The organism is Nocardioides sp. YIM B13467 (genome assembly GCF_042788075.1).
Classification (GTDB): Bacteria; Actinomycetota; Actinomycetes; order Propionibacteriales; family Nocardioidaceae; genus Nocardioides.
The window spans coordinates 2,413,926-2,434,159 of record NZ_JBHZPJ010000046.1 but is presented as its reverse complement, the minus strand read 5'-3'; the positions used below and the strand labels follow the sequence as shown (position 1 = coordinate 2,434,159).

Annotated in this window: 14 protein-coding genes; 4 read left to right on the top strand and 10 right to left on the bottom strand. The window is 71.9% G+C overall.

Features of this window, described 5'->3' with window-relative positions:
- Positions 1–8 precede the first annotated feature (8 nt).
- The 7 genes from ACFX43_RS18735 to ACFX43_RS18705 all read right to left on the bottom strand — a co-directional run bounded on the left by ACFX43_RS18735 (position 9) and on the right by ACFX43_RS18705 (position 6,519).
- Complete coding sequence (locus ACFX43_RS18735) at positions 9–1,328, bottom strand: MSMEG_0569 family flavin-dependent oxidoreductase (RefSeq protein ID WP_378831969.1); 1,320 nt, start codon at positions 1,326–1,328, stop codon at positions 9–11.
- Positions 1,325–1,642, bottom strand: a complete 318-nt coding sequence (locus ACFX43_RS18730) for an MSMEG_0570 family nitrogen starvation response protein (protein ID WP_378831963.1) — start codon at positions 1,640–1,642, stop codon at positions 1,325–1,327. Before ACFX43_RS18730 ends, ACFX43_RS18735 begins: the two co-directional genes overlap by 4 nt.
- The gene (locus tag ACFX43_RS18725; RefSeq protein WP_378831958.1) at positions 1,635–2,570 is read right to left on the bottom strand and encodes a carbon-nitrogen hydrolase family protein; all 936 of its coding nucleotides are present in this window, start codon (positions 2,568–2,570) and stop codon (positions 1,635–1,637) included. Before ACFX43_RS18725 ends, ACFX43_RS18730 begins: the two co-directional genes overlap by 8 nt.
- Positions 2,567–3,985 carry an MSMEG_0567/sll0787 family protein gene (locus ACFX43_RS18720; protein ID WP_378831952.1) on the bottom strand — a complete coding sequence of 473 codons (1,419 nt, stop codon included), beginning with the start codon at positions 3,983–3,985 and terminating at the stop codon, positions 2,567–2,569. Before ACFX43_RS18720 ends, ACFX43_RS18725 begins: the two co-directional genes overlap by 4 nt.
- Positions 3,982–5,061 (bottom strand): MSMEG_0568 family radical SAM protein, encoded by a 1,080-nt coding sequence (locus tag ACFX43_RS18715; RefSeq protein ID WP_378831946.1) that lies wholly within the window; start codon positions 5,059–5,061, stop codon positions 3,982–3,984. Before ACFX43_RS18715 ends, ACFX43_RS18720 begins: the two co-directional genes overlap by 4 nt.
- Before the next feature lie 10 nt (positions 5,062–5,071).
- On the bottom strand, positions 5,072–5,608 hold the full coding sequence (locus ACFX43_RS18710; RefSeq protein ID WP_378831944.1) for an MSMEG_0572/Sll0783 family nitrogen starvation response protein: 537 nt from the start codon (positions 5,606–5,608) through the stop codon (positions 5,072–5,074).
- Positions 5,609–5,694: 86 nt separating this feature from the next.
- Positions 5,695–6,519 carry an amidohydrolase family protein gene (locus tag ACFX43_RS18705; protein ID WP_378831935.1) on the bottom strand — a complete coding sequence of 275 codons (825 nt, stop codon included), beginning with the start codon at positions 6,517–6,519 and terminating at the stop codon, positions 5,695–5,697.
- A 139-nt stretch (positions 6,520–6,658) separates the two neighbouring features.
- Here ACFX43_RS18705 and ACFX43_RS18700 point away from each other — a divergent pair, with 139 nt between their 5' ends.
- Positions 6,659–7,609 carry a SulP family inorganic anion transporter gene (locus ACFX43_RS18700; RefSeq protein ID WP_378831932.1) on the top strand — a complete coding sequence of 317 codons (951 nt, stop codon included), beginning with the start codon at positions 6,659–6,661 and terminating at the stop codon, positions 7,607–7,609.
- Here the strand turns inward: ACFX43_RS18700 and ACFX43_RS18695 are convergent.
- Genes ACFX43_RS18695 through ACFX43_RS18685 form a run of 3 tightly spaced genes read right to left on the bottom strand, consistent with a single transcriptional unit; the run spans position 7,566 to position 11,492 of the window.
- Positions 7,566–8,714: an RDD family protein gene (locus ACFX43_RS18695; protein ID WP_378831919.1), complete on the bottom strand. Its 1,149-nt coding sequence runs from the start codon at positions 8,712–8,714 to the stop codon at positions 7,566–7,568. The genes ACFX43_RS18700 and ACFX43_RS18695 overlap by 44 nt on opposite strands.
- 46 nt (positions 8,715–8,760) lie before the next feature.
- Positions 8,761–10,668, bottom strand: a complete 1,908-nt coding sequence (locus ACFX43_RS18690; protein WP_378831915.1) for an FHA domain-containing protein — start codon at positions 10,666–10,668, stop codon at positions 8,761–8,763.
- Entirely contained in the window at positions 10,665–11,492 is an 828-nt protein-coding gene (locus tag ACFX43_RS18685) for a protein phosphatase 2C domain-containing protein (RefSeq protein ID WP_141795102.1), read from the bottom strand. Before ACFX43_RS18685 ends, ACFX43_RS18690 begins: the two co-directional genes overlap by 4 nt.
- A gap of 282 nt (positions 11,493–11,774) precedes the next feature.
- On the opposite strand from ACFX43_RS18685, the gene ACFX43_RS18680 reads away from it, so the two are divergent.
- The 3 genes from ACFX43_RS18680 (at position 11,775) to ACFX43_RS18670 (ending at position 20,231) form a co-directional block, all read left to right on the top strand.
- Positions 11,775–13,799 carry a helicase-associated domain-containing protein gene (locus tag ACFX43_RS18680; RefSeq protein ID WP_378831903.1) on the top strand — a complete coding sequence of 675 codons (2,025 nt, stop codon included), beginning with the start codon at positions 11,775–11,777 and terminating at the stop codon, positions 13,797–13,799.
- Positions 13,800–13,808: 9 nt separating this feature from the next.
- Positions 13,809–15,458: a DNA repair helicase XPB gene (locus ACFX43_RS18675; RefSeq protein ID WP_378831898.1), complete on the top strand. Its 1,650-nt coding sequence runs from the start codon at positions 13,809–13,811 to the stop codon at positions 15,456–15,458.
- 123 nt (positions 15,459–15,581) lie between these two features.
- Positions 15,582–20,231 (top strand): family 78 glycoside hydrolase catalytic domain, encoded by a 4,650-nt coding sequence (locus ACFX43_RS18670; protein WP_378831884.1) that lies wholly within the window; start codon positions 15,582–15,584, stop codon positions 20,229–20,231.
- The last annotated feature ends 3 nt before the right edge of the window (positions 20,232–20,234 follow it).

The window sequence follows — 20,234 nt, the reverse complement described above, 5'->3', positions numbered from 1 at the left end:
GCGATGCCTCAGGCGACCGCCGCCGAGGTGTTCAGCGGGCCGGGTGATCGGCGCCGGGCCAGCTCGGCGGCGGGCTCGACGGTCCGGAGGCCGTTGCCCGTGATGGTGCCCGCGATGTGTTCCGCGTCGGCGGCGATGCCGAGGTAGCGCCCCGAGCCCCAGGTGTGCAGCCAGGGCAGGCCGAGGAAGGAGAGCCCGGGGACCGCGGTGACCCCACGGGTGTGGGTCGGTCGTCCCGTGCCGTCGAAGACGCCGACCCGGACCCAGCGGTAGTCGGGCCGGTAGCCGATCGCCCAGATCACCGTCGAGACTCCAGCCGCGGCGAGGTCGAGAGCGGTGGGATCCGACTCCGGCTCCCAGACCGGGCGATAGGGCTCCGCCGGTGGGACGTCGAGGCCGCGCGAGGCGACGTGGGCGTCGATGTCGCGGCAGATCGAGCGGTAGACGTCGTCGGCCGAGCCGAGCGCATCTCGCAGCGTCGGCTCGAGCACGAGATCGGCGCCTGCCCCGGAGGCGAGCCGGCCGTAGAGCCGCATGCCCTCGGCCGCGAACTGACGCAGGTCGATGTCGCGTCCGCCGTCGCGGCCGGTGACGTAGTGGTTGGTCTTCTCCCGTGCGGCCAGGCCGCCGGGATAGCTCGTGACCGGGGTGTCGTAGAGGCCCATCTCGGCCAGCCAGGTCATGCAGTCGCGGCCGCGGTGGAACCGGGCGACCCGTGGCGCGTCGCCGATCGCGAGATGCACCTGGCGTCCTTCCAGGTGCAGGTCTTCGGCGATCTGTGCCCCGGACTGGCCCGAGCCGACCACCAGCACCGCGCCCGGGCGAAGCCGCGAGGCGCTCTTGTAGTCGGCCGAGTGCAGCTGGTCGATGGCGGGGTCGAGCGCGGGCGCCCAGGCCGGGACGACCGGTACGTGGTAGCCGCCGGTGGCGACCACGACGTGCTCGACCTCCCAGGACTCGGCGCCGTCGGGGCCCTCGGCCTCGACCAGGAACCCGCCTCCCGCGCGCTGAGTCAGGGACGTCACCCGGGTGTGTTCGCGCAGCGGCGGACCGAAGGTCGGCGCGTAGCCGGCGAGCCAGTCCACCACCTCGTCGCGGGTCATGAAGCCGTCCGGGTCTGGCCCGGCGTACTCGTAGCCGGGCAGGCGGCAGTGCCAGTTGGGCGTCACGAGGGTGAAGTTGTCCCAGCGGGTGTCGGCCCACTCGTGGCCGGCGGTGCCCGCCTCGAGGACCACATGGTCCACGCCGTCACGGACGAGGAACCAGCTCGCGGCCAGGCCGGCCTGCCCGCCGCCGACGATCGCGACGGTGGTGCGGTGGGTGGTCATCGGAACTCCTGCGGGTTCGAGGTGACGGGGAGGGGCGGATGCATGGCGAGGACGGTGACCCGCTGGTCGGATGCGTACGTCGCGGCGGAGGCCCGCAGCTGCTCGGAGGTCGCCATCGCGCTGGTGCAGGCGAAGCCGAACTTCGCCCGCACCCGCTCCGAGGCGGTGGCCAGGGCGGTGAGGCTGCGGTCGAGGAAGTCCTCGACGGCGTACGTCCGGCCGGTCACCAGATGGTCGTGCACCACCAGCGAGGGTGAGTAGCAGTCCTCGACCCTGCCGTCGGGCCAGCGAACGGTGAAGGTCATCTCAGGCATGACCCTCACCCACCGAGGAGAGCGGCTCGGCGGTCGCCAGCGCCGAGGGGTACGCCTCGGGCCGGCGGTCACGGAGATGGAACATCGCCCGGCGCGCCGTCGCCAGAGCGCTGGGCACGTCGAGCTCGGCCACCGCCATTCCGGCCGCGACGCCGGTGGTCGCCAAGACGTCGCCTCCCGGCCCGACCACCTTCGCGTTGGCGACGAAACGGAGCTTGCCGAAGGTCCCGTGCTGGTTGGAGGCCAGCCAGACCACCTGGTTCTCGAGCGCCCGGGCGGCGTCGAAGAGGTTGAACCGCTTCGTCCACCGGTCGTCCTCGATCGAGGCGCTGGTGGCGGTGCGTGAGGCCGGCCAGGCGGAGATGCAGGCGATGACCTCGGCGCCGTCGACGGCCAGCGCCCGCGCTCCCTCGGGGAACGCCTTGTCGTAGCAGATCATGGTGCCGATCCGGCCGGCCGGCGTGTCCACGCAGCCGAACCCGTCCCCGGCCGCGTAGTAGAGGTTCTCGCCGAGCGGCTGGTGCACCTTGCGGTGGGCGCCCAGCACTCCGTCGCCGGTGACGACGGCGGCGGTGTTGTAGCGGTCCGCACCGTCGGACTCGCACAGACCCACGACCACGGTCATGTCCCCAGCCAGCTCGGCGACCCGCCGGAGCTCGGGGCCGTCGATGTCCATCACGGGCGGGAGGTCCTCGGGCGTCTCGTCGTGGCTGCCGTCGCGACCCGCCCCGAGCACGGAGAGGTAGCCGCCGAGGCAGGCCTCGGGAAGGGCGAGCAGACCGACGCCGGCCTGTCGGGCGTCCTCGATGAGGCCGCCGATCTGGGCGAGGTTCTGGTCCACGTCCCGGCCGAAGCCGGCGCAGACGGCGGCCACGGCGGTGCCGCGCCGGGTGTTGGGCTGGGTGTTGGGCTGGGTGCTGGTGGTCATGTCGCTGGTCCTAGTCCGGTGACGGTGTGGTCGATGGCGTCGGTGACGGTGCCGTCCGGCCAGCGCAGGCCGACGCCTGTGCCGGGGACGAGCTCGCCGCAGACGACGGAGGAGACGAAGCCGGGCAGCTCGGGCCGCACCTCGGTGCGGCCGGGCGCCTCCGCGGTGAGCATCGCGAAGCCCGGGAAGCAGGTGAGCCAGTCCGCGGTCGAGGCGGCGGGCGGGGTGGGGACGGCGCCGACGTCGATGATCGCGCGGCAGCCGCTGGCCTCGGCCAGCATCCCCGCGGTGCCGACCGTTCCGGCCATGCTGACGTCCTTGGCCGCCGTCGGCGCGAGCGAGGGCACGACACCGGACAGCGCCCGCAGCTCGGCCGAGGTGCGGTGTGAGGACGAGTCCCACTGACGGCCGCGGTAGCCGGGGCGCCACCCTCCGCCCAGGTCCGCGCTCAGCCGGAGGAGATCGCCCGGTGCTCCCCCACCGCCCGGGACCGGCCGCTCGGTGCGTCCCAGAGCGGTCACCGAGAGCGCGGCCGGGACGCCGAGCTGGGTGTGCCCACCGAGGACCGGTACACCCCACGCCCGCGCGGCCTCGGCCAGACCACGCACGATCCGGCGGGCGAAGGAGGCGTCGCGGGCTCCGATGGCATCGAGCAGCCCGACCGGCGCCGCGCCCATCGCGGAGAGGTCGTTGACGTTGACGAGGACCGCGCACCACCCGGCCCACTCCGGGTCGCGCTCGACCATCGAGGGAAGGATCGCGTCGCAGGCCGCGACCAGGTCGCTTCCCGGGACCGGAGCCCCGTCGTCACCCCGGAATCCAGGGGTCGACTGCCCCACCAGGGCACCGACCAGGTCGCCCAGCGGCGCCTTGGTCGCCTCGGACAGCTGCCGGATGCGTCGGACCGGCCACTCCATCACGACATGGGTCATGTCGTGGAGGTGGACCCGCTCGCGCGGGATCCAGCCGAGCCTGCGGAACAGCCCCTCGTTCCGGGACTGGACGGTGGCGTCGAAACGGAGCGCACCGGCCTGCTCCGCGGCGGCGCAGGCCGCCCGCACGAGCGCCGCACCGACACCGAGAAGCTGGCGCGCGTCCTGCTTGACCGCCAGCCGGCTCCCCCGCCACCAGCCCACATCGCGGCCATCCGGCTGCGCCGGGTGGAGACGTACGCCGCCCAGGACCTCGCCATCGTCCGAGCGGGCGAGCAGCACGATCCGCCGAGGGTCGTCATCGACGTCATCGACGTCGGAGCCCGCGAAGAGACCCTGCTCGGTGACGAAGACCTCCCGGCGCAGCCGGAGGTACGCCTCCAGGTCGGCCGCGGTCTCGGCCCGGACCACGGTGTAGCCCTCGAGGCTCGGCGAGCGGCGTACGGCACCAGCGAGGATGATGTCGTCGAGGAGCTCGGTCATGCCGACTCCTCGCCACAGGCTCCGAGCGCGGAGCAGGCGCCGCACGACGCGCAGCCGGCGGCCTGGTCCGCGCCGGCCATTCCGGCCCGGCGCAGGAGCGCGGCGACCCGGGAGGTGACCCGGTAGACGTCGGCGTGCGGCGGCGCCTCGATGCCGTCGACGTCCTTGGCGAGGGTGCCGGCCAGCGGGCGGTAGGGCACGACGAAGGGATAGACCCCCATGGCGATGAGCTCCTCGCAGCCGGCGACCAGCTCGTCGGGATCCTCGCCGAGACCGACCAGGAGGTAGGTCGAGACCTGGTTCCAGCCGAACACCCGGACCGCCTCGGCCCAGGCCGCCCGGTATTCACTCATCGGCACCGCGCCCTTGCCCGGCATCCAGCGAAGCCGGGCCGACTCGTCGAGCGACTCGACATGGATGCCGATCGAGCGGGCACCGGCGTCGTACAGCTCCTGGATCGAGGCGAGGTCTCCAGGCGGCTCGCACTGCACCTGGATGGGGAGGTCGGGCACCGCCTCGCGCACCGCGCGCACGCAGCGGGCCAGATGGGTCGCCCCACGGTCACGGCCCCGGGAGGTCCCGGTGGTCATGACCATCTGGGTGACCCCGTCGAGCTCGACCGCGGCCTTGGCGACCTCGGCGAGCTGGGCGGGCTGCTTGACCGCGATCGTGGAGCCCTGGCGCAGCGACTCCTCGATCGCGCAGAACCGGCAGCGGTCATCCACCGCGTAGCGCGCACAGGTCTGCACGACGGTGGTGGCGAGCACGTTGGCCGAGTGCAGCCGGGCGATCTTGTCGTAGCCGACGCCGTCGGCGGTCACCAGGTCGTAGAAGCGGGGCCGGGCGACGGCCTCGACCCCGAGACCGGTGTCGGCGCCGTCGAGGAGCAGCTTGCCGCCGCGTACGGAATAGGGGCTGCGGGGGTTCAGCGGGATGGCCGCGCCGACCCCGTCCAGGAGGACGTGGCCGTCATCGCTCGGCCCGGCACCCGAACGGCGGGCGACGGGAGCGTCGAGCAGGCGGATCCCCTGGATGGCGACGTCGACGCGGGTGCTGGACGAGATCGGCGAGGTCATGGCCCGGCCCTCAGAGGTTGTAGGTCGAGTTGATGATGGCGCCCTTGCGGGCGTAGTGGATCAGCGCGTCCTGGACGTCGAGCGGGTGCGAGGGCACGACACCCTCGATCAGATCCTCTTCGCGCAGGCCGTGGAGTCCCATCCCGAAGCGGCAGCAGAAGACGGTGCCGCCCTCCTTGATGAACGTCTCGATGGCACCGTTGGTGTTGAGCTCTCCGGGGAACCCGGCGTCGCCCATCGTCGGGAAGCCACGGGAGGCCATGCACGCCAGCGTCCCCGGACCGTAGAAGTAGATGGCGGACTCGAAGCCCTTGCGCAGCGCTCGAGTCGCCTGCAGGACGGCGACGAAGCTGACGGAGGACTCGTGCGGGATGCCGTGCACGAGGGTGAAGTACGTCTCCCCGGCCTCGGCCTGGTAGTCGGGGAAGATCTTGGTCGAGCCGTAGATGTTGGTGCCCGGCTGCTGCGAGGGGTGCGGGATCTCGCCGAGCGACTTGGCCATGTTCTCGGCGATCTGGGCGTCGATGTCAGCGGTGTCAGTGGTCACTGGGTTCTCCAAAGGGGTGGAAGAGGCGATGCGGGAGGGGCGAGCTCGTCGTCCTTGACGAGTGGCCGGCAGTCGAGCTGCCGGTCTCAGCCGTAGAGGGCTGAGAAGTTGTGGTGGAAGAAGGCGTCGGCGAGCTCGCCGTCACCGGCCGCGGCGGCCAGCCGGGCATGCTCGCCGGCGAAGTCGCCCCAGGGCGCGTCGGTGGCGAAGAGGATGCGGTCGTGGCCGACGCCGCGGCGCTCGATCTCCTGGACCAGCCAGGCCGGCGCGAAGCCGATCGCCCAGCTGGTGTCGGTGTAGACCTGCATCCCGGCCTCGATCCAGTCGAAGAGCCGGCCACCGATGAGCTTCATGTGGCCGCTCATCCCGCCGCCGAGGTGCACGAGATGGAGGCGTACGTCCAGGGCATAGCGCTCCACGAGCGCGCCGATCTGGTCGACGTCGGAGGCGGCGCCGGGCGAGGTGTGCACGTGCACGGTCAGATCGTGCTCACGGGCGGCGGCGAAGACCTTGTCGAGCTGCTCGAGGCACTCCGGGTCGGTGGGATGGCCACCGAGCAGGAAGCTGGTCTTGAGCGCGGCCACGCCCTCCTCGCCGGCGAGGGCGAGGGCCCTGTCGTTGCGGGCCGAGTCGGTGGCCTTGGGCGAGACCCACAGGCCGCACCGGATCCGGTCGTCGCTCTGGGCGGCCTCGATCGCCAGGGAGTTGAGGGCGAAGGCGGCGTCGGGGTCGGGCACGCCGTAGTTCGGCAGCACCAGCGCCCGCTCGATCCGATCGGCGTCGAGGTCGGCGACGAGCTCCTTCACGGTGCCGCGCGCGGTGACGTCGGCGGTGATCGCCGGGCCGCCGTAGAACGGGTACGCCGGCAGCCGGCCGATGTGGCGGTGGGCGTCGTGGAGGGGCTTGTTCATGGCATCAAGCCTTCGACCCTGTCGTTTCGGACTGGTTACGCCTGGAATACGAAGCCCGTTTCGGTTCGTAAGTTCGAGGTAACTCGCCTCACCCGAGTCAGGTGAGGCGGCCCCGGGCCGGCGACGTTGCGATGGTGCGGTGCTGACCTGGCTGCGCGAGCGGATACCGCTTCCTCGCCATCTCTTCGATCGGCGTACGGTCCGACGCGATGCCGCTGCCGGTGCCGTGCTCGGCATCGAGTCGGTCCCGGACGGGCTCGCCAGCGGTCTCCTCGCGGGGGTGAACCCGGTGGCGGGGCTCTACGGCTACCTGTTCGGGCTCGCCGGCGGGGCGCTGTTCACCGGGACCGCCGCGATGGCGATCCAGGGCACGGGCGCGATGGCCATCATCGTCGCCGACGTCGACCTCGACGCCTACGACGATCCGGTGCGAGCGCTGGCCACCCTGTCGATCCTCACCGGCGTCGTCATGATCGTCGCCGGCGCGCTCGGCCTGGGCCGGCTGCTGCGGTTCGTGTCCAAGTCGGTGATGACCGGGTTCATCTCCGCGGTCGGGATCAGCATCGTGCTCGGCCAGCTCGACAACTTCACCGGCTACGACTCCCAGGGAAGCAACCGCGTCACCGCAGCGCTGGACCTGCTCCTCCACCTTCGCGGGATCGACCTCGCGTCCCTGGTGGTCGGCCTGACCACCGTCGCCGGCATCCTCGTCCTGCAGCGCACGCGCCTGGGCGCCACCGGACTGGTGGTGGCCGTCGCCGCGGGCTCCGCGCTGGCTGCCCTGCTCAACACGCTGGGAAGCGACACCGTGGCGCTCGTCGCCGACGTCGCCGAGGTCCCCGGCTCGCTGCCCCTTCCGGTGTTCCCCGACCTGTCGGCCACGCTCGACCTCCTCCTCCCCGCCGCCGCGCTCGCCTTCGTCGGACTGGTCCAGGGCGCCGGGGTCTCGGCGGGCTTCCCGAACCCGGACGGCACCACCCGTCCCTCACGCGACTTCATCGGCCAGGGAGCNGACGTCTCGGCCGGCGCGGGTGACCTTTCGGCGGTCAGGCCTCGCGAACCACATCCATGGTGCGGTCGCCGAACTTGACCTTGTCGCCGTCTACGAGAGCCGCGGGGCGGCGGGCGCCGAGGGCTCGCGCGGCACCCTGGCGGATCAGGGTGGTGCCGTTGGTGGAGCCGCGGTCCATGACCACGAGGGTGCCGTCGGCCGCGATCTGGAACTGGGCGTGGGTCTTGGACAGGGACATGTCGCTCGAGGAGAGGGCCACCCGGTGGGCGACCTCCTCGCCCGGACGCGGCTCAGGGCCGCGGCCGACGATGGCGAGACCCTCGACCACGAAGCTCTGGCCGGTGTCGAAGGTGACCCGCCAGCGAGCCGTCGCCGCGGGCTGCGGAGCAGGCACGGGAGGCGGCGGAGGGGCAGGCTGAGCCGCCGCTTGCGGTGCCGAAGGGACCGGCGGGGCGGGCGGAGCAGGCGGCGTGGGCGTCGGTGGCACGGGGGCCGGCGGCGCCTGACGGGCGATCGGTGCCGGGACCAGAGTCGGGGCCGCCTGAGCCTCGGCCGCGGCCTGAGCCGCGCTCTGGGTCGGGGCGGCGGGAGTCTGCGGCCGCTCGGCCGGCTCCGGGGTCGCCTCGGCCTGCTTCAGGCGCATGGTGGTCAGGTTGACGATGCGGCGAGGCGCCGGGGCCTCTTCCTCGGTCTCGACGACCGCCGGAGGACGTACGTCGACCACGACCGAGCCCGCACGGCGGTCATGCCATCCCTGGCGCCGGCCACGGTCGTCCATCGCGGCGACCCAGGCGAAGGTGGCGGTGCCGATGCCGAGCGTCGGGATGGTGCAGAGACCGAGCAGGGCCTGGCGTACGAACGCCTTGCCGACGCCGATGGGACGGCCCGCGGCTCCGGAGTCGTCGCTGACCACGCGGAGCCCGAGGGCCATCTTCCCGGGGGTCTTGCCCCCGGAGCCGGTGAGTACGGTGCCGACCAGCCAGACCCCCAGCACCACACTGGCGATCAGGCCGACGCCGGGGAGCGGGTTGTCGTTGCGGAAGAAGATCAGCCAGGCGGCGAACCCGGCCGCGGCGAAGATCGCCCAGGCGATCACCCGGTCGATGGCGAAGGCGTAGAACCGACGGTCCGGCTCCGCGATCGCTGCCTCTGCAGCCGGAGCCTGGAAGCCGGCCACGCTCATGCCGCCGCCTCCAAGGGGGCCGGCGACATGAGCGAGAGCCGCTCGATCATGGGTTGGTCACCCGGATGGTCAGACTGTCACCGAGGTCGATGACAGCACCCGGCATGAGCTGGACGGGTACGCCGGGACGCAGGTCCTCCGGGCCGAGACCGGGCTGGACCAGCACGGTGCCGTTGGTCGAGCCGAGGTCGGTGACCACCGCTGCGCCGTGGTCGACCCCGGCACCGGGACGGATCTCGCAGTGGGTCGAGGAGATCTCCTGGTGCGGGCTCGGCACGGTCACCAGCATCGGCTGCTCGGTGGGCGTGAACCGGCTCGCCTCGGGGGCGCGGCCGACCAGGACGACCCGGTCGACCTCGACGCGGTCGCCGCTGGAGAACTCCAGGCGTGCGACCGGGTAGGCGGTCACCTTCGGGGCCTCGGGCTGGCCGGGGATCCCGGCGAGACCGGCGTTGAGGTCCTCGCCGACGCCGATGCGGGTCAGACCGTCGTGGTCGTCCTCATCGGGGTTGGGCTCCTCCCAGACCGGCTCGTCGTGGGTCTCGGGGATCGGCGCCACGGGCGGAGCCGGCGGCGCGGGCGGGGCCGGGAACGCCGGAGGGGCCGGGGGTGCCGGAGGGATGTCGGTCACCGGAGCGTCGACAGGCGGGCCGTCGAAGGCCGGTGCCTCGATCGGTGCCTCGCTCGGCACGGAGTCGATCAGACCCTCTGCCGGCGCCTCCTCGTAGGGAGCGACCGGAGGCGGCGGAGGCGTCGTCAGCGGCGGCGGAGGCGGCATCGACGGCGGGCCGAAGCCGGGCGCCGGGGCGGACTCGGGCTCGTCGTAGGACTCGGGCCCGTCGTAGGGCTGATCGTCGACGGCCGGAAGGACCTCGGTCTCGGCGTCGGGGGCGACGTCCACGTCGGACACGGGCTCCGGGGAGACAGCGGAGGGACCGAAGGAGGACGCTACGGCAGCGGCGTGCTCGTCGCTGGCGTAGTCGTCCTCGTAGCCGCCGGTAGCGGGCTCCGGGAAGTCCTGGTCGTCGGCGTCCTGGGAGGCGGCCGGCATCTCGAACGCCTCGGTCGGCTCGGTCAGGTTGTCGTGACGCGGCGCCGACGCCTCGCCGGACTCATCGCCACGGTTGACCGAGATCGGCTCGTCCGCCTCGGAGTCCGCGTCGAAGTCGGGCTCCGGGCCGAGGTCTGCCTCCGAGCCGGAATCCGACTCAGCGTCCGCCCCGAGACCGGGCAGGTCACCCGAGACCGGGATCGGCGGCACGACCGAGAGGGAGGGCGGAGCCGCTACCGGCTCGTCCTCGTCGAGACCCTGCTCCTCGGCGGAGTCCAGGTCGTCGGCGGAGTCGGCGTAGCTGTCCTCGGGAAGAGGATCGGTGAGCGGGTCACCCGGGGCCGGCTCGTCGACGCTCTCGTCGGGGCCCTCCTCGACGGCCACCGGGGCAGCGACGAAACCGGCGCGGCTCTCCGGCGAGTCGTCCTGGGCGGACTCCGGAACCGGCGGCGGAACCTCGAGACCCGAGACCCGCAGCAGGCCACCGAGCGCCGTCATCGGCTCTCCGGTCGCGCCCTCCTCGCCGAGCGAGACGGACATCCTGGTGACACCCTCGAGGGTCCGCTCGACCCACGTCTTCGACGACGAGCCGTCGACCTCGACGGTGCCCTCGCCGGCCTCGAACGAGACCACGGACGGGCCGCGCACGACCGTGCGTACGCTGCCGCCGTCAGGCGTCACGTCCCCGGAGATGAGGACGAAGCCCGGCAACGAGCTCAGCCCGGTCGCGACGAGCGCGTCGAGCACCTCGTCGAACCCGGCGCCGTCGTCGACGAGCGCCCACAGCGCGCCCGCGCGGCTCTTCTCCGAGGGCGGGAGCAGCACCGTGGCGCTCTCACCGATGATGCCGAACCACGTGCCCGGCATGTAGGACGTGCTTGCGATGGTTGCTGGCTCACTCATGGCAGCACTCCTAGCTTCTGCTCCATACTCACCCTTTGTTGCTCCGAGTCATACGGGTTCTCCTCGGTCAATCCCATCACATCGACCACGATCGCGGTGGCGTTGTCCCGGCCACCCGCCTCGACCGCGGCGGCGACGAGCTTCTCGGCCGTGTCGCGGGCATCGGTGTCCTCCGCCGCGAGGATGTCGGCGATCTCAGCATCCGAGATCATCCCGCTCACGCCGTCGGAGCACAGCATCAGCCGGGCGCCCACTGGCAGAGTCACCTGGAAGATGTCCGGGACCGCCGGGGCCATCCCGCCCAGCGCCCTGGTCACCACGTTGCGCTCCGGGTGGTGCTCGGCCTGCTCGCGCGTGATCTGCCCCGAGTCGACCAGCTCCTGGACCAGGCTGTGGTCGCGGCTGAGCTGGCTCAGCGTGCCGTCGAAGTATCGGTAGATGCGCGAGTCGCCGACGTTGAGCAGGATCCACAACGGGCTGCTTCCGCCGTCGGCGATCAGAGCTGCGGCGCAGGTCGTGCCGGACTGGTAGTCCGAGGCCCCGCGCGAGCGCTGCTCGAGCGCGAAGGCCACGATCCGGTCCTGTGCCGCTTGGAGGGCCTCGACCATCGCCTGGCTGCCGGACTCGGACACGTAATGGGTGCCGCCGAGCTTGGCGAACTCCTGGATCACCATCTCGCTGGCGATGTCACCACCGTCGTGGCCGCCCATACCGTCCGCGACGACGAAGACCGGTGGCTCGGCCACATGGGAGTCCTCGTTGACCTTCCGCACCTGACCGACATCTGTCGCGGCCCCGTGCGCGATCACTACTTTCCTGGACATCTCGCCCCCTAGGCCTGCCGGGATAGCGTGATGCCGATGGACACAGGCTTCCGCTCTCTCGCAGACCAGTTGCGCTCTTGGCCCACAGAGCGCATCTCACGCCTGCTTCTTGCTCGTCCTGATCTCGCCACGCCGTCCCCTCATGACTCCGGCCAACTCGCCGCCCGAGCAGCCACTCGCACATCCTTGCACTACGCGATGGATGACCTTAACCATCTCGAGCTGATCGTGCTTGATGCCGTTGTCCTCGCGAATCAAACCACCAAAGCCCACTTATCTTCCATGGTGAACGCTGATGTGGACGCCGCGACACGGGCACTTTCTCATCTGGAGGACACCTGCCTGGTGTGGCACTCCCTCGACGGCCTTCGCGCGGTGACCGGTGTCGCGGCCCTGCTGCGGGGCTCGCCCGGCACCTCCGGGTTGCAGCCGTTCGCCGCTGACCAGGAAGAAGTCGTACGCAGCCTGCCGAATGTGTCCGCCGAGGCACGCGCGATGTTGGAGGCCGTCGACGCCGGCGGCGGGCAGGCCTCCTCCTCACGCGCGCGCCCGGGCATATCCGTGGCCGAGGCGGCCGGACCGGCCGAGGAGCTCATCGCCCACGGGCTGCTGGTGTCCTCGGGCGACGGCATGCTGACCCTGCCCGGCGAGGTCGGGCTCGCGCTGCGGGGCGGGCGGACGACGGTCGCCCCCGTGGATGTCCCGCCACCCCTGCCGTCCTCCTCACGGGCGTCCACGCTGGTCGACCGGGCGGCCGCGGGCGCCGCCTTCGAGCTCGTACGCAACCTCGAGCTGCTCCTCGACGCCTGGAGCGCCGCGCCACCCCGGTCGCTGCGCGGCGGGGCGGGGCTGACGGTCCGGGACCTGAAGACGACCGCCGAGCGGCTCCATGTCGCCGAACCGGCCGCGGCGTTGCTGATCGAGGTCGCCTGGGCCTCGGGGCTGCTCGCGCTGGGCACCGACGAGGAGGGCGATCCGTCCTGGATGCCGACCGAGCTCTTCGACCAGTGGCTCCAGCAACCCCTGGCGGCCCGCTGGTCGCACGTCGCCGGCGCCTGGCTGGCCTCGCCGCGCCTACCCGGGCTCGTCGGCCAGCGCGACCCCGCAGGGAAGACCTGGAACGCGCTGGCACCCGACCTGGCCGGGGCCTCGGCCGTGGCGACCAGGCGGCAGACCCTGGGCCTGCTCGCCGCCCTGCCGGACGGTGAGGTCCTCGCCGCCGGAACCGCACCAACTGCCTCGGGCTCCGCTTCGGCCGGACCGGCCGCGATCGTCACCCGCCTCGCCTGGGAGCGGCCGCGCCGGCCGCGCACCCGCACCGAGTCCCGCGAGGCCCTGGTGGACTGGACGCTCACCGAGGCGGAGACCCTCGGGCTCGCCGCGTTCGGGGGGCTGGCTGCGTACGGTCGGCTGCTGGTGGCGGGCGAGGACCCGGTCCCGACCCTGGCCGGGCTGCTGCCGGAGCCCGTCGACCACGTGCTGCTCCAGGGCGACCTGACCGCGGTCGCGCCGGGTCCGCTGGAGCCCGCGCTGGCGCGCACCCTGGCCGTCGTGGCCACGGTGGAGTCGCACGGCGGGGCGACGGTCTACCGGTTCACCAAGGAGTCGGTGCGCCGGGCCATGGACCGCGGCTGGACCGCCACCGAGATCCACGCGTTCCTCACCGCCGCCTCCCGCACCCCCGTCCCGCAGGCGCTGACCTACCTGGTCGACGACACGGCGCGTACGTTCGGGACGGTCCGGGTCGGGTTCGCCGCCGCCTACCTGCGCAGCGACGACGAGGCGGCGCTGGCCGAGCTGCTGGCCCACCCGGCGGCCGAGTCCCTGGGGCTACGGCGGCTGGCGCCGACGGTGGTCGTCAGCACCGTCGCGCTCGACTCGCTCCTCCCCCGGCTGCGCGAGCTGGGTCTGGCCCCGGTCGTCGAGGCACCCGACGGGTCCATCCACGTCGCGCGCCCCGACGCCAAGCGCGCCAAGGCCCGCAACGGCGCGCGCCCGGCCGGCGCCCAGGAGGCCCACCTCGCCGCGCGTGCGACCGCGGTGGCGGCCAGGATCAAGGCGGGCGACGAGACCGCCGCCTCCCGCCCGGCTCCGGCCGAGCCGGCCTCCACCATGGCAATCCTCCACGAGGCCATTGATGCCGGGGAACAGGTCGTGATCTCCTACGTCGACGGCCGGGGCGTCGGCGGCGAGGCGCGCGTCGAGCCGCTGGGGATCGACGGCGGCTCTCTCGCGGCCCGGGTCGAGGACGACGTACGTTCCTTCGCGCTGTCCCGGATCAGGAGCGTGCGCCCGACCCCGCCGTAGGCTGGTCCGGTGAACGACGGCCCCCTGATCGTCCAGTCGGACAAGACGCTGCTGCTCGAGGTCGACCATGCCCGGGCAGGTGAGTGCCGCAAGGCGATCGCGCCGTTCGCCGAGCTGGAGCGGTCACCGGAGCACATCCACACCTACCGGCTGACTCCGTTGGGGCTGTGGAACGCGCGCGCGGCCGGGCACGACGCCGAGCAGGTGGTGGACACCCTGCTCGAGTTCTCCCGCTATCCCGTACCGCACTCCCTGCTAGTCGATGTCGCCGAGACGATGGCCCGCTACGGCCGGCTCCGTCTCGAGAAGAACCCGGTCAACGGGCTGGTGCTGGTCTCCTCCGACCGGGCGGTTCTGGAGGAGGTCATCCGGGCGAAGAAGGTCGCCGGGATGCTGGGCGAACGGCTCGACGAGGACACCGTCGTCGTCCACCCCTCCGAGCGCGGCAACCTCAAGCAGGCGCTGCTCAAGCTCGGCTGGCCGGCCGAGGACTACGCGGGCTACGTCGACGGTGAGGCGCACTCGATCGCGCTGGACAACACCGACTGGACGCTGCGCCCCTACCAGTCGGAGGCGGCCGAGTCGTTCTGGCACGGCGGCTCCGGGGTCGTCGTGCTCCCGTGCGGCGCCGGCAAGACGCTGGTCGGCGCCGCCGCCATGGCGCACGCCCAGGCGACCACGCTGATCCTCGTCACCAACACCGTCTCCGCGCGGCAGTGGAAGGACGAGCTCGTACGCCGCACCTCGCTGACCCCGGACGAGATCGGCGAATACTCGGGGTCGGTCAAGGAGATCCGGCCGGTCACGATCGCCACCTACCAGGTGCTGACCATGCGCCGGAAGGGCGCCTACCCCCACCTGGAGCTGCTCGACGCCCGCGACTGGGGGCTGGTCGTCTACGACGAGGTGCATCTTCTTCCCGCGCCGATCTTCCGGATGACCGCCGACCTGCAGGCCCGCCGCCGGCTCGGCCTGACCGCCACGCTGGTGCGCGAGGACGGGCGCGAGGGCGACGTGTTCTCCCTGATCGGTCCCAAGCGCTACGACGCTCCGTGGAAGGACATCGAGGCGCAGGGCTGGATCGCGCCGGCCGACTGCGTCGAGGTGCGGGTGACGCTGCCAGCCGACGAGCGGCTCGTCTACGCCACCGCGGAGCCCGACGAGCGCTACCGGATCGCCTCGTGCACCCACCACAAGATCGATGTGGTGAAGGAGATCGTCGCCTCCCACGCCGGCAAGCCGACGCTCGTGATCGGGCAGTATCTCGAGCAGCTCGACGAGATCGCCGCCTCGCTCGACGCCCCGGTGATCGAGGGCAAGACGTCGGTCAAGGAGCGACAGCGGCTCTTCAACGCCTTCCGGTCCGGCGAGATCGACCTGCTGGTCGTCTCCAAGGTCGCCAACTTCTCCATCGACCTGCCCTCGGCCGAGGTTGCGATCCAGGTCTCCGGGGCCTACGGCTCGCGTCAGGAGGAGGCCCAGCGGCTCGGCCGGCTGCTGCGTCCCGGCGACGGCAACAAGACCGCGCACTTCTACACGATCGTCTCCCGCGACACCGTCGACGCCGACTTCGCCCAGAACCGCCAGCGCTTCCTGGCCGAGCAGGGCTATGCGTACCGGATCGTCGACGCCGACTCGCTGGACGACCTCACCTCCTGACCTCGCGACCGGACCGCGGTTGAATCGTTCTCCGTGGCCGGATGCGGCCAAGTCGCTGCACGCGGAATGTGACGCACGCCATACTCGGTGAAGCGTTTCAATTCCTCGACCTCAGGAGTCCGCGTGCGCCGACACATCGCCGGGCTGGTCACGGCCACCCTCGCCGTCGTCCTCTCCCCCGCGCTACCCCCACTAGCCGCCAGCGCCGTCCCATCGACCGAGAGCGTGGGCTCCGTCCCCGTCGTCAGCGAGCTGCGTACGAATGCGCTGGTCGACCCGCTCGGCATCGCGACGACCGCCCCCACCCTGGGGTGGCAGCTCGACTCCGAGCGCCGCGGGGTGACCCAGAAGGCGTACCAGATCCGGGTCGCGTCCTCGGAGCGGCGGCTCACCTCGCCCGACGTGTGGGACAGCCGGAAGGTGAGGTCCGGACAGTCCGTCGACGTCCGGTACGCCGGGCCCGCGCTGAAGCCTCGCACGGACTACGTGTGGTCGGTTCGGGTCTGGGACGACGACGGCGTCGCCTCCGCTTGGAGCAAGCCGGCGACCTTCGCCACCGGCCTCGGCAAGGAGGCGTGGACCGCGGACTGGATCGGCGCGGAGACTCCCGAGCTGGGCGCGGAGTGGACCGACTACACGATCGAGTTCACCGCCTCCGACATCGGCGGAGCCCTCGGCGTCTACTTCCGCGGCGAGAGCACCGAGAACGCCTACATGTGGCAGTTCAGCGAGTCCGACGACGCGCTTCGTCCGCACGTCAAGCGCAACGGCGGCTACTCCGTGCTGCCCGCGAAGCCGGTCCCGAGCGGCTTCGACTTCGCCGCGGAGCACGACTACGCGATCACCGTCGCGGGCGACACGATCACGACCACGATCGACGGCCAGCAGCTCGACCAGCGCACCGATGCCACCTTCGCCGGGCCCGGGGTCATGGGCTTCCGCACCAACGGAGCCGAGCACGGGCTGGTCCACGACGTGACCGTCACCAGCGCCGGCGGCACCGCCCTCGTGGACACCGACTTCCCGACCGGCGACCGCACCTTCACCGCCGGCACCGTCACCGCCGACGGGCTCCGGGTCGACAACGCCGGCGGCGAGGCATGGCTGCGCGGCGACGACGCGGTGCCGCTGCTGCGCAAGGAGGTCGACCTGGGCGAGAAGAGAGTCACCCGTGCCCGCGTCTACGCCTCGGCGCGCGGCGTCTACGAGCTCCGCCTCAACGGCAAGCGCGTCGGCGACGCCGAGCTGGCGCCCGGGTGGACGGCGTACGACAAGCGCATCGACTACCAGACCTACGACGTGACCGAGCTGGTGCGCTCGGGATCGAACGTCTTCGGGGCCGAGGTCGCGCCCGGCTGGTACTCCGGCAAGGTCGCGATGTTCGGCACCGACGTCTATGGCACCGACAACTCCGTGATCGCCGAGCTCGTCGTCGACTACTCCGACGGCACCAGCGAGGTCGTACGCACCGACGACACCTGGCGCACCACCGGCGGACCGACCCGCGAGGCCGATCTCCTCGACGGCGAGTGGTACGACGCCCGCCGCGCGGCAGAGGTCGAAGGCTGGGACCGGGCCGGGTACGACGACCAGGACTGGGCCGCCGTCGCAGTCAGGGACGAGCCGACCGACGTGCTCGAGCCGCAGACGGCCGTCGACGTACGCGTCACCGAGGAGCTCGAGACAGCCAAGCGGATCGACTCGCCCACCGATGGTGTCTACCTCTACGACCTCGGCCAGAACATGGTCGGCCACGTCCGTCTCACCCTGCAGGGCGAGAAGGGTCAGACGGCGACCATCCGCCACGGCGAGGTGCTCAACCCGGACGGCACCCTCTACACCGCCAACCTCCGCAGCGCGAAGGCCACCGACACCTACACCTTCGGGTCGGACGAGCCGGAGACGTACGAGCCGTCCTTCACCTTCCACGGCTTCCGCTACGTCGAGATCTCCGGGCTGGACGAGGCGCCCGATGCCTCCGACATCGTGGGCGTCGTGGTCGGCACCGACGGCGACCTGGCCAGCACGCTGGACACCAGCTCGGCCCTGGTCGACCAACTGCAGAGCAACATCGTGTGGGGCATGCGCGGCAACTTCCTCTCCATCCCGACCGACACTCCGGCTCGCGACGAGCGGATGGGGTGGACCGGCGACATCAACGTGTTCGCCCGGACGGCGGTCTACAACATGGACTCCGAGTCGTTCCTGACCAAGTGGCTGCAGGACCTGCGCGACACCCAACGGCCCAACGGATCGCTGCCCGGCGTAGCCCCGGTCGTCCCGGGCCGCTTCGACGGCGGCTACGAGTCGGCCGGCTGGATGGACGCGGGCGTGCACGTGCCCTGGACGCTGTGGCAGGCCTACGGCGACACCGGCGTCATCACCGAGAACTACGACATGATGAAGCGCTACGTCGACTTCCTCGACGCCGACTCGAACGGACACATCCGCTCCGCCGGCGGCTACCTGGACTGGCTCAACCTCGACGACCCGACACCCGCGGACGTCCTGGACACCGCCTTCGTCGCGAAGAGCACCCGGGAGTTCGCGCAGATGGCGAAGGCCATCGGCAGGGACGCCGACGCCGCTGCCTACCAGGCGCGCTACGAGGCCATCCGGGCTGCGTACCAGCAGGCGTTCATCGCGGCCGACGGCTCCGTCAAGGGCGACAGCCAGACGGCGTACATCCTCACCCTGACCAACGACCTCGAGCCCGAGGACCGGCGCGACGCGGTCTACGACCAGTTCGTGCAGACGCTCGAGCGGCGTGACTACCACCTCTCGACCGGGTTCCTCGGCGTCGACGGGCTGCTGCCGGCACTGACCAAGGCCGGGCGCACCGACATCGCCTACCGGCTGCTGCAGCACGAGGACTACCCGTCGTGGGGCTACGAGATCGGCAAGGGCGCCACCACGATCTGGGAGCGCTGGAACTCGATCAACCCGGACGGCACGTTCAACGACGTGGGCATGAACTCCTTCAACCACTACGCCTACGGCGCCGTCGGCGAGTGGATGTATCGCACCATGGCCGGCGTCTCGGCCGCCGAGCCCGGCTACCGCAAGATCACGATCGCGCCCGAGCCCGGAGACGGCGTCGACGACGTCGACTACAGCCTGCAGACCCCTTACGGCACCGTACGCAGCGCGTGGGCGACCGGCGACGGGCCGATGACCCTCGACGTGACCGTCCCGGCCAACACGACCGCCGAGGTGCGGATCCCCGCTGCCAACCGGTGGGCGGTGACCGAGGGCGGCTCGCCGATCGAGGACTCGGAGCACGTCGAGTTCGTGCGTGAGGACGAGGACGTGGTCGTTCTCGAGGTCGGATCCGGCGACTACAGCTTCGCGGTCGCCCCCGCCCTCGGGGACCTCGGCGCCGCTCGGGCGGAGGCTTCCGCGACAGCTGCGCAGGTCTCCTCCCTGAGCCTCGCCGGCCCGGCCGGCAGGGCCGCCAAGCGCGACCTCTCGAAGCGGACCGCCCTCCTGCGCGACCAGATCGACAGGGCATGGGACCTCGCCGCTGGTGACGCCGAGGAGGAGCGGGTCGCCGAGGCGGTCCATCGTGCCCTCGCGGCGGCCGCGAACCTGGATCGCGCCGTACAGATGTACGCCGAGAACGGCATGCTCACCGAAGCGACCGCGGCGGGTCTGCGCGATCGGCTGACGGCGATCGAGAAGAGTCTCTCGCGCACTTCGGCCCGGCTGGTCGGGGCCGTCGCCGTCCTGCAGGTGCCCGACGAGGAGGTCCTCCCCGGCGATGTGGTCGAGGTGTCTGTGCGGGTCGACAACTCGGGCAAGCAGTCACTGCAGGAGGTGACCTCGTCGCTCGAGGTGCCGGACGGATGGACCGCCGAGCCGGTCGGTGCGCCCGCCGGCACCGTGCCCGCCGGCGGACAGGTCGAGCACGACTATGAGGTCACGGTGCCGGAAGATGCCGCCGTGGGTCCCACGGAGCTCAGCGGTGAGCTGTCCTACAGCCGCTCGGGTGGCACCGCCAGGCTCCCGGTGGGAGGCACCCTGATGGTCGGACCCGGAGTGCAGATCACCGCGACGTCGAGCGCCCCGGCATCGGTCGACGGCGGACAGACCGCGACCATCACCGCCACGCTGCACAACCGCAGCGACGTCACCCAGAGCGGCGAGCTGTCACTGACCGGTCCCGCCGGCTGGTCGGCGGAGCCGGTGGGCTACGAGATCCCGACCGGTCAGGACGCCGATGTGGACGTCGAGGTCGTGGTGCCGCAGACGGTCGTCGCCGGCCCGGTGTCCCTGACCTTGGCGACCGGAGCGACGCCGGCGGAGCAGGCGGCGGCCACCGTGACCGTCGGACTCGCGGCACCACCGTCGGAGTCGACCGACCACATCGACCTCGGCGAGGCCACCTCGGAGACGGCGCACGGACTGACCGCCTCCGAGCGATCGGGGACCAATCAGGAGGCCGGACTGACCCGCCGCTACACGCACTCCTCCTACCCAGGTGGCTGGTTCGAGTTCGACGCCGCGGTGCCGACGGACCGATCGTTCGTGGTCCGCATCGTCGAGACGTTCGACGGCGCACGACGCAAGACCTACGACGTCGAGCTCGACGGTCAGGTCGCACACAGCGTCGACCTGACCCGCGCCAGTGGCGGGCAGGGCACGATGACCCACCAGTTCCTGGTGGAGCCGTCGGCGCAGGCCGCGGACGGCTCGGTGCGGATCCGGTTCCGGGACACCGGCGCCGACTACGACCCGTCGGTCGCCGACGTCTGGGTGGTGCCGGTGGCATGAGCC

What these genes read in the sequence shown, in the direction of transcription:
- ACFX43_RS18735 (WP_378831969.1), bottom strand. Translation starts at nt 1,328, where the DNA reads ATGACCACCCACCGCACCACCGTCGCGATCGTCGGCGGCGGGCAGGCC.
- ACFX43_RS18725 (WP_378831958.1), bottom strand. Translation starts at nt 2,570, where the DNA reads ATGACCACCAGCACCCAGCCCAACACCCAGCCCAACACCCGGCGCGGC.
- ACFX43_RS18705 (WP_378831935.1), bottom strand. Translation starts at nt 6,519, where the DNA reads ATGAACAAGCCCCTCCACGACGCCCACCGCCACATCGGCCGGCTGCCG.
- ACFX43_RS18720 (WP_378831952.1), bottom strand. Translation starts at nt 3,985, where the DNA reads ATGACCGAGCTCCTCGACGACATCATCCTCGCTGGTGCCGTACGCCGC.
- ACFX43_RS18695 (WP_378831919.1), bottom strand. Translation starts at nt 8,714, where the DNA reads ATGAGCGTGGCCGGCTTCCAGGCTCCGGCTGCAGAGGCAGCGATCGCG.
- ACFX43_RS18715 (WP_378831946.1), bottom strand. Translation starts at nt 5,061, where the DNA reads ATGACCTCGCCGATCTCGTCCAGCACCCGCGTCGACGTCGCCATCCAG.
- ACFX43_RS18690 (WP_378831915.1), bottom strand. Translation starts at nt 10,668, where the DNA reads ATGAGTGAGCCAGCAACCATCGCAAGCACGTCCTACATGCCGGGCACG.
- ACFX43_RS18730 (WP_378831963.1), bottom strand. Translation starts at nt 1,642, where the DNA reads ATGCCTGAGATGACCTTCACCGTTCGCTGGCCCGACGGCAGGGTCGAG.
- ACFX43_RS18680 (WP_378831903.1), top strand. Translation starts at nt 11,775, where the DNA reads ATGGTGAACGCTGATGTGGACGCCGCGACACGGGCACTTTCTCATCTG.
- ACFX43_RS18685 (WP_141795102.1), bottom strand. Translation starts at nt 11,492, where the DNA reads ATGTCCAGGAAAGTAGTGATCGCGCACGGGGCCGCGACAGATGTCGGT.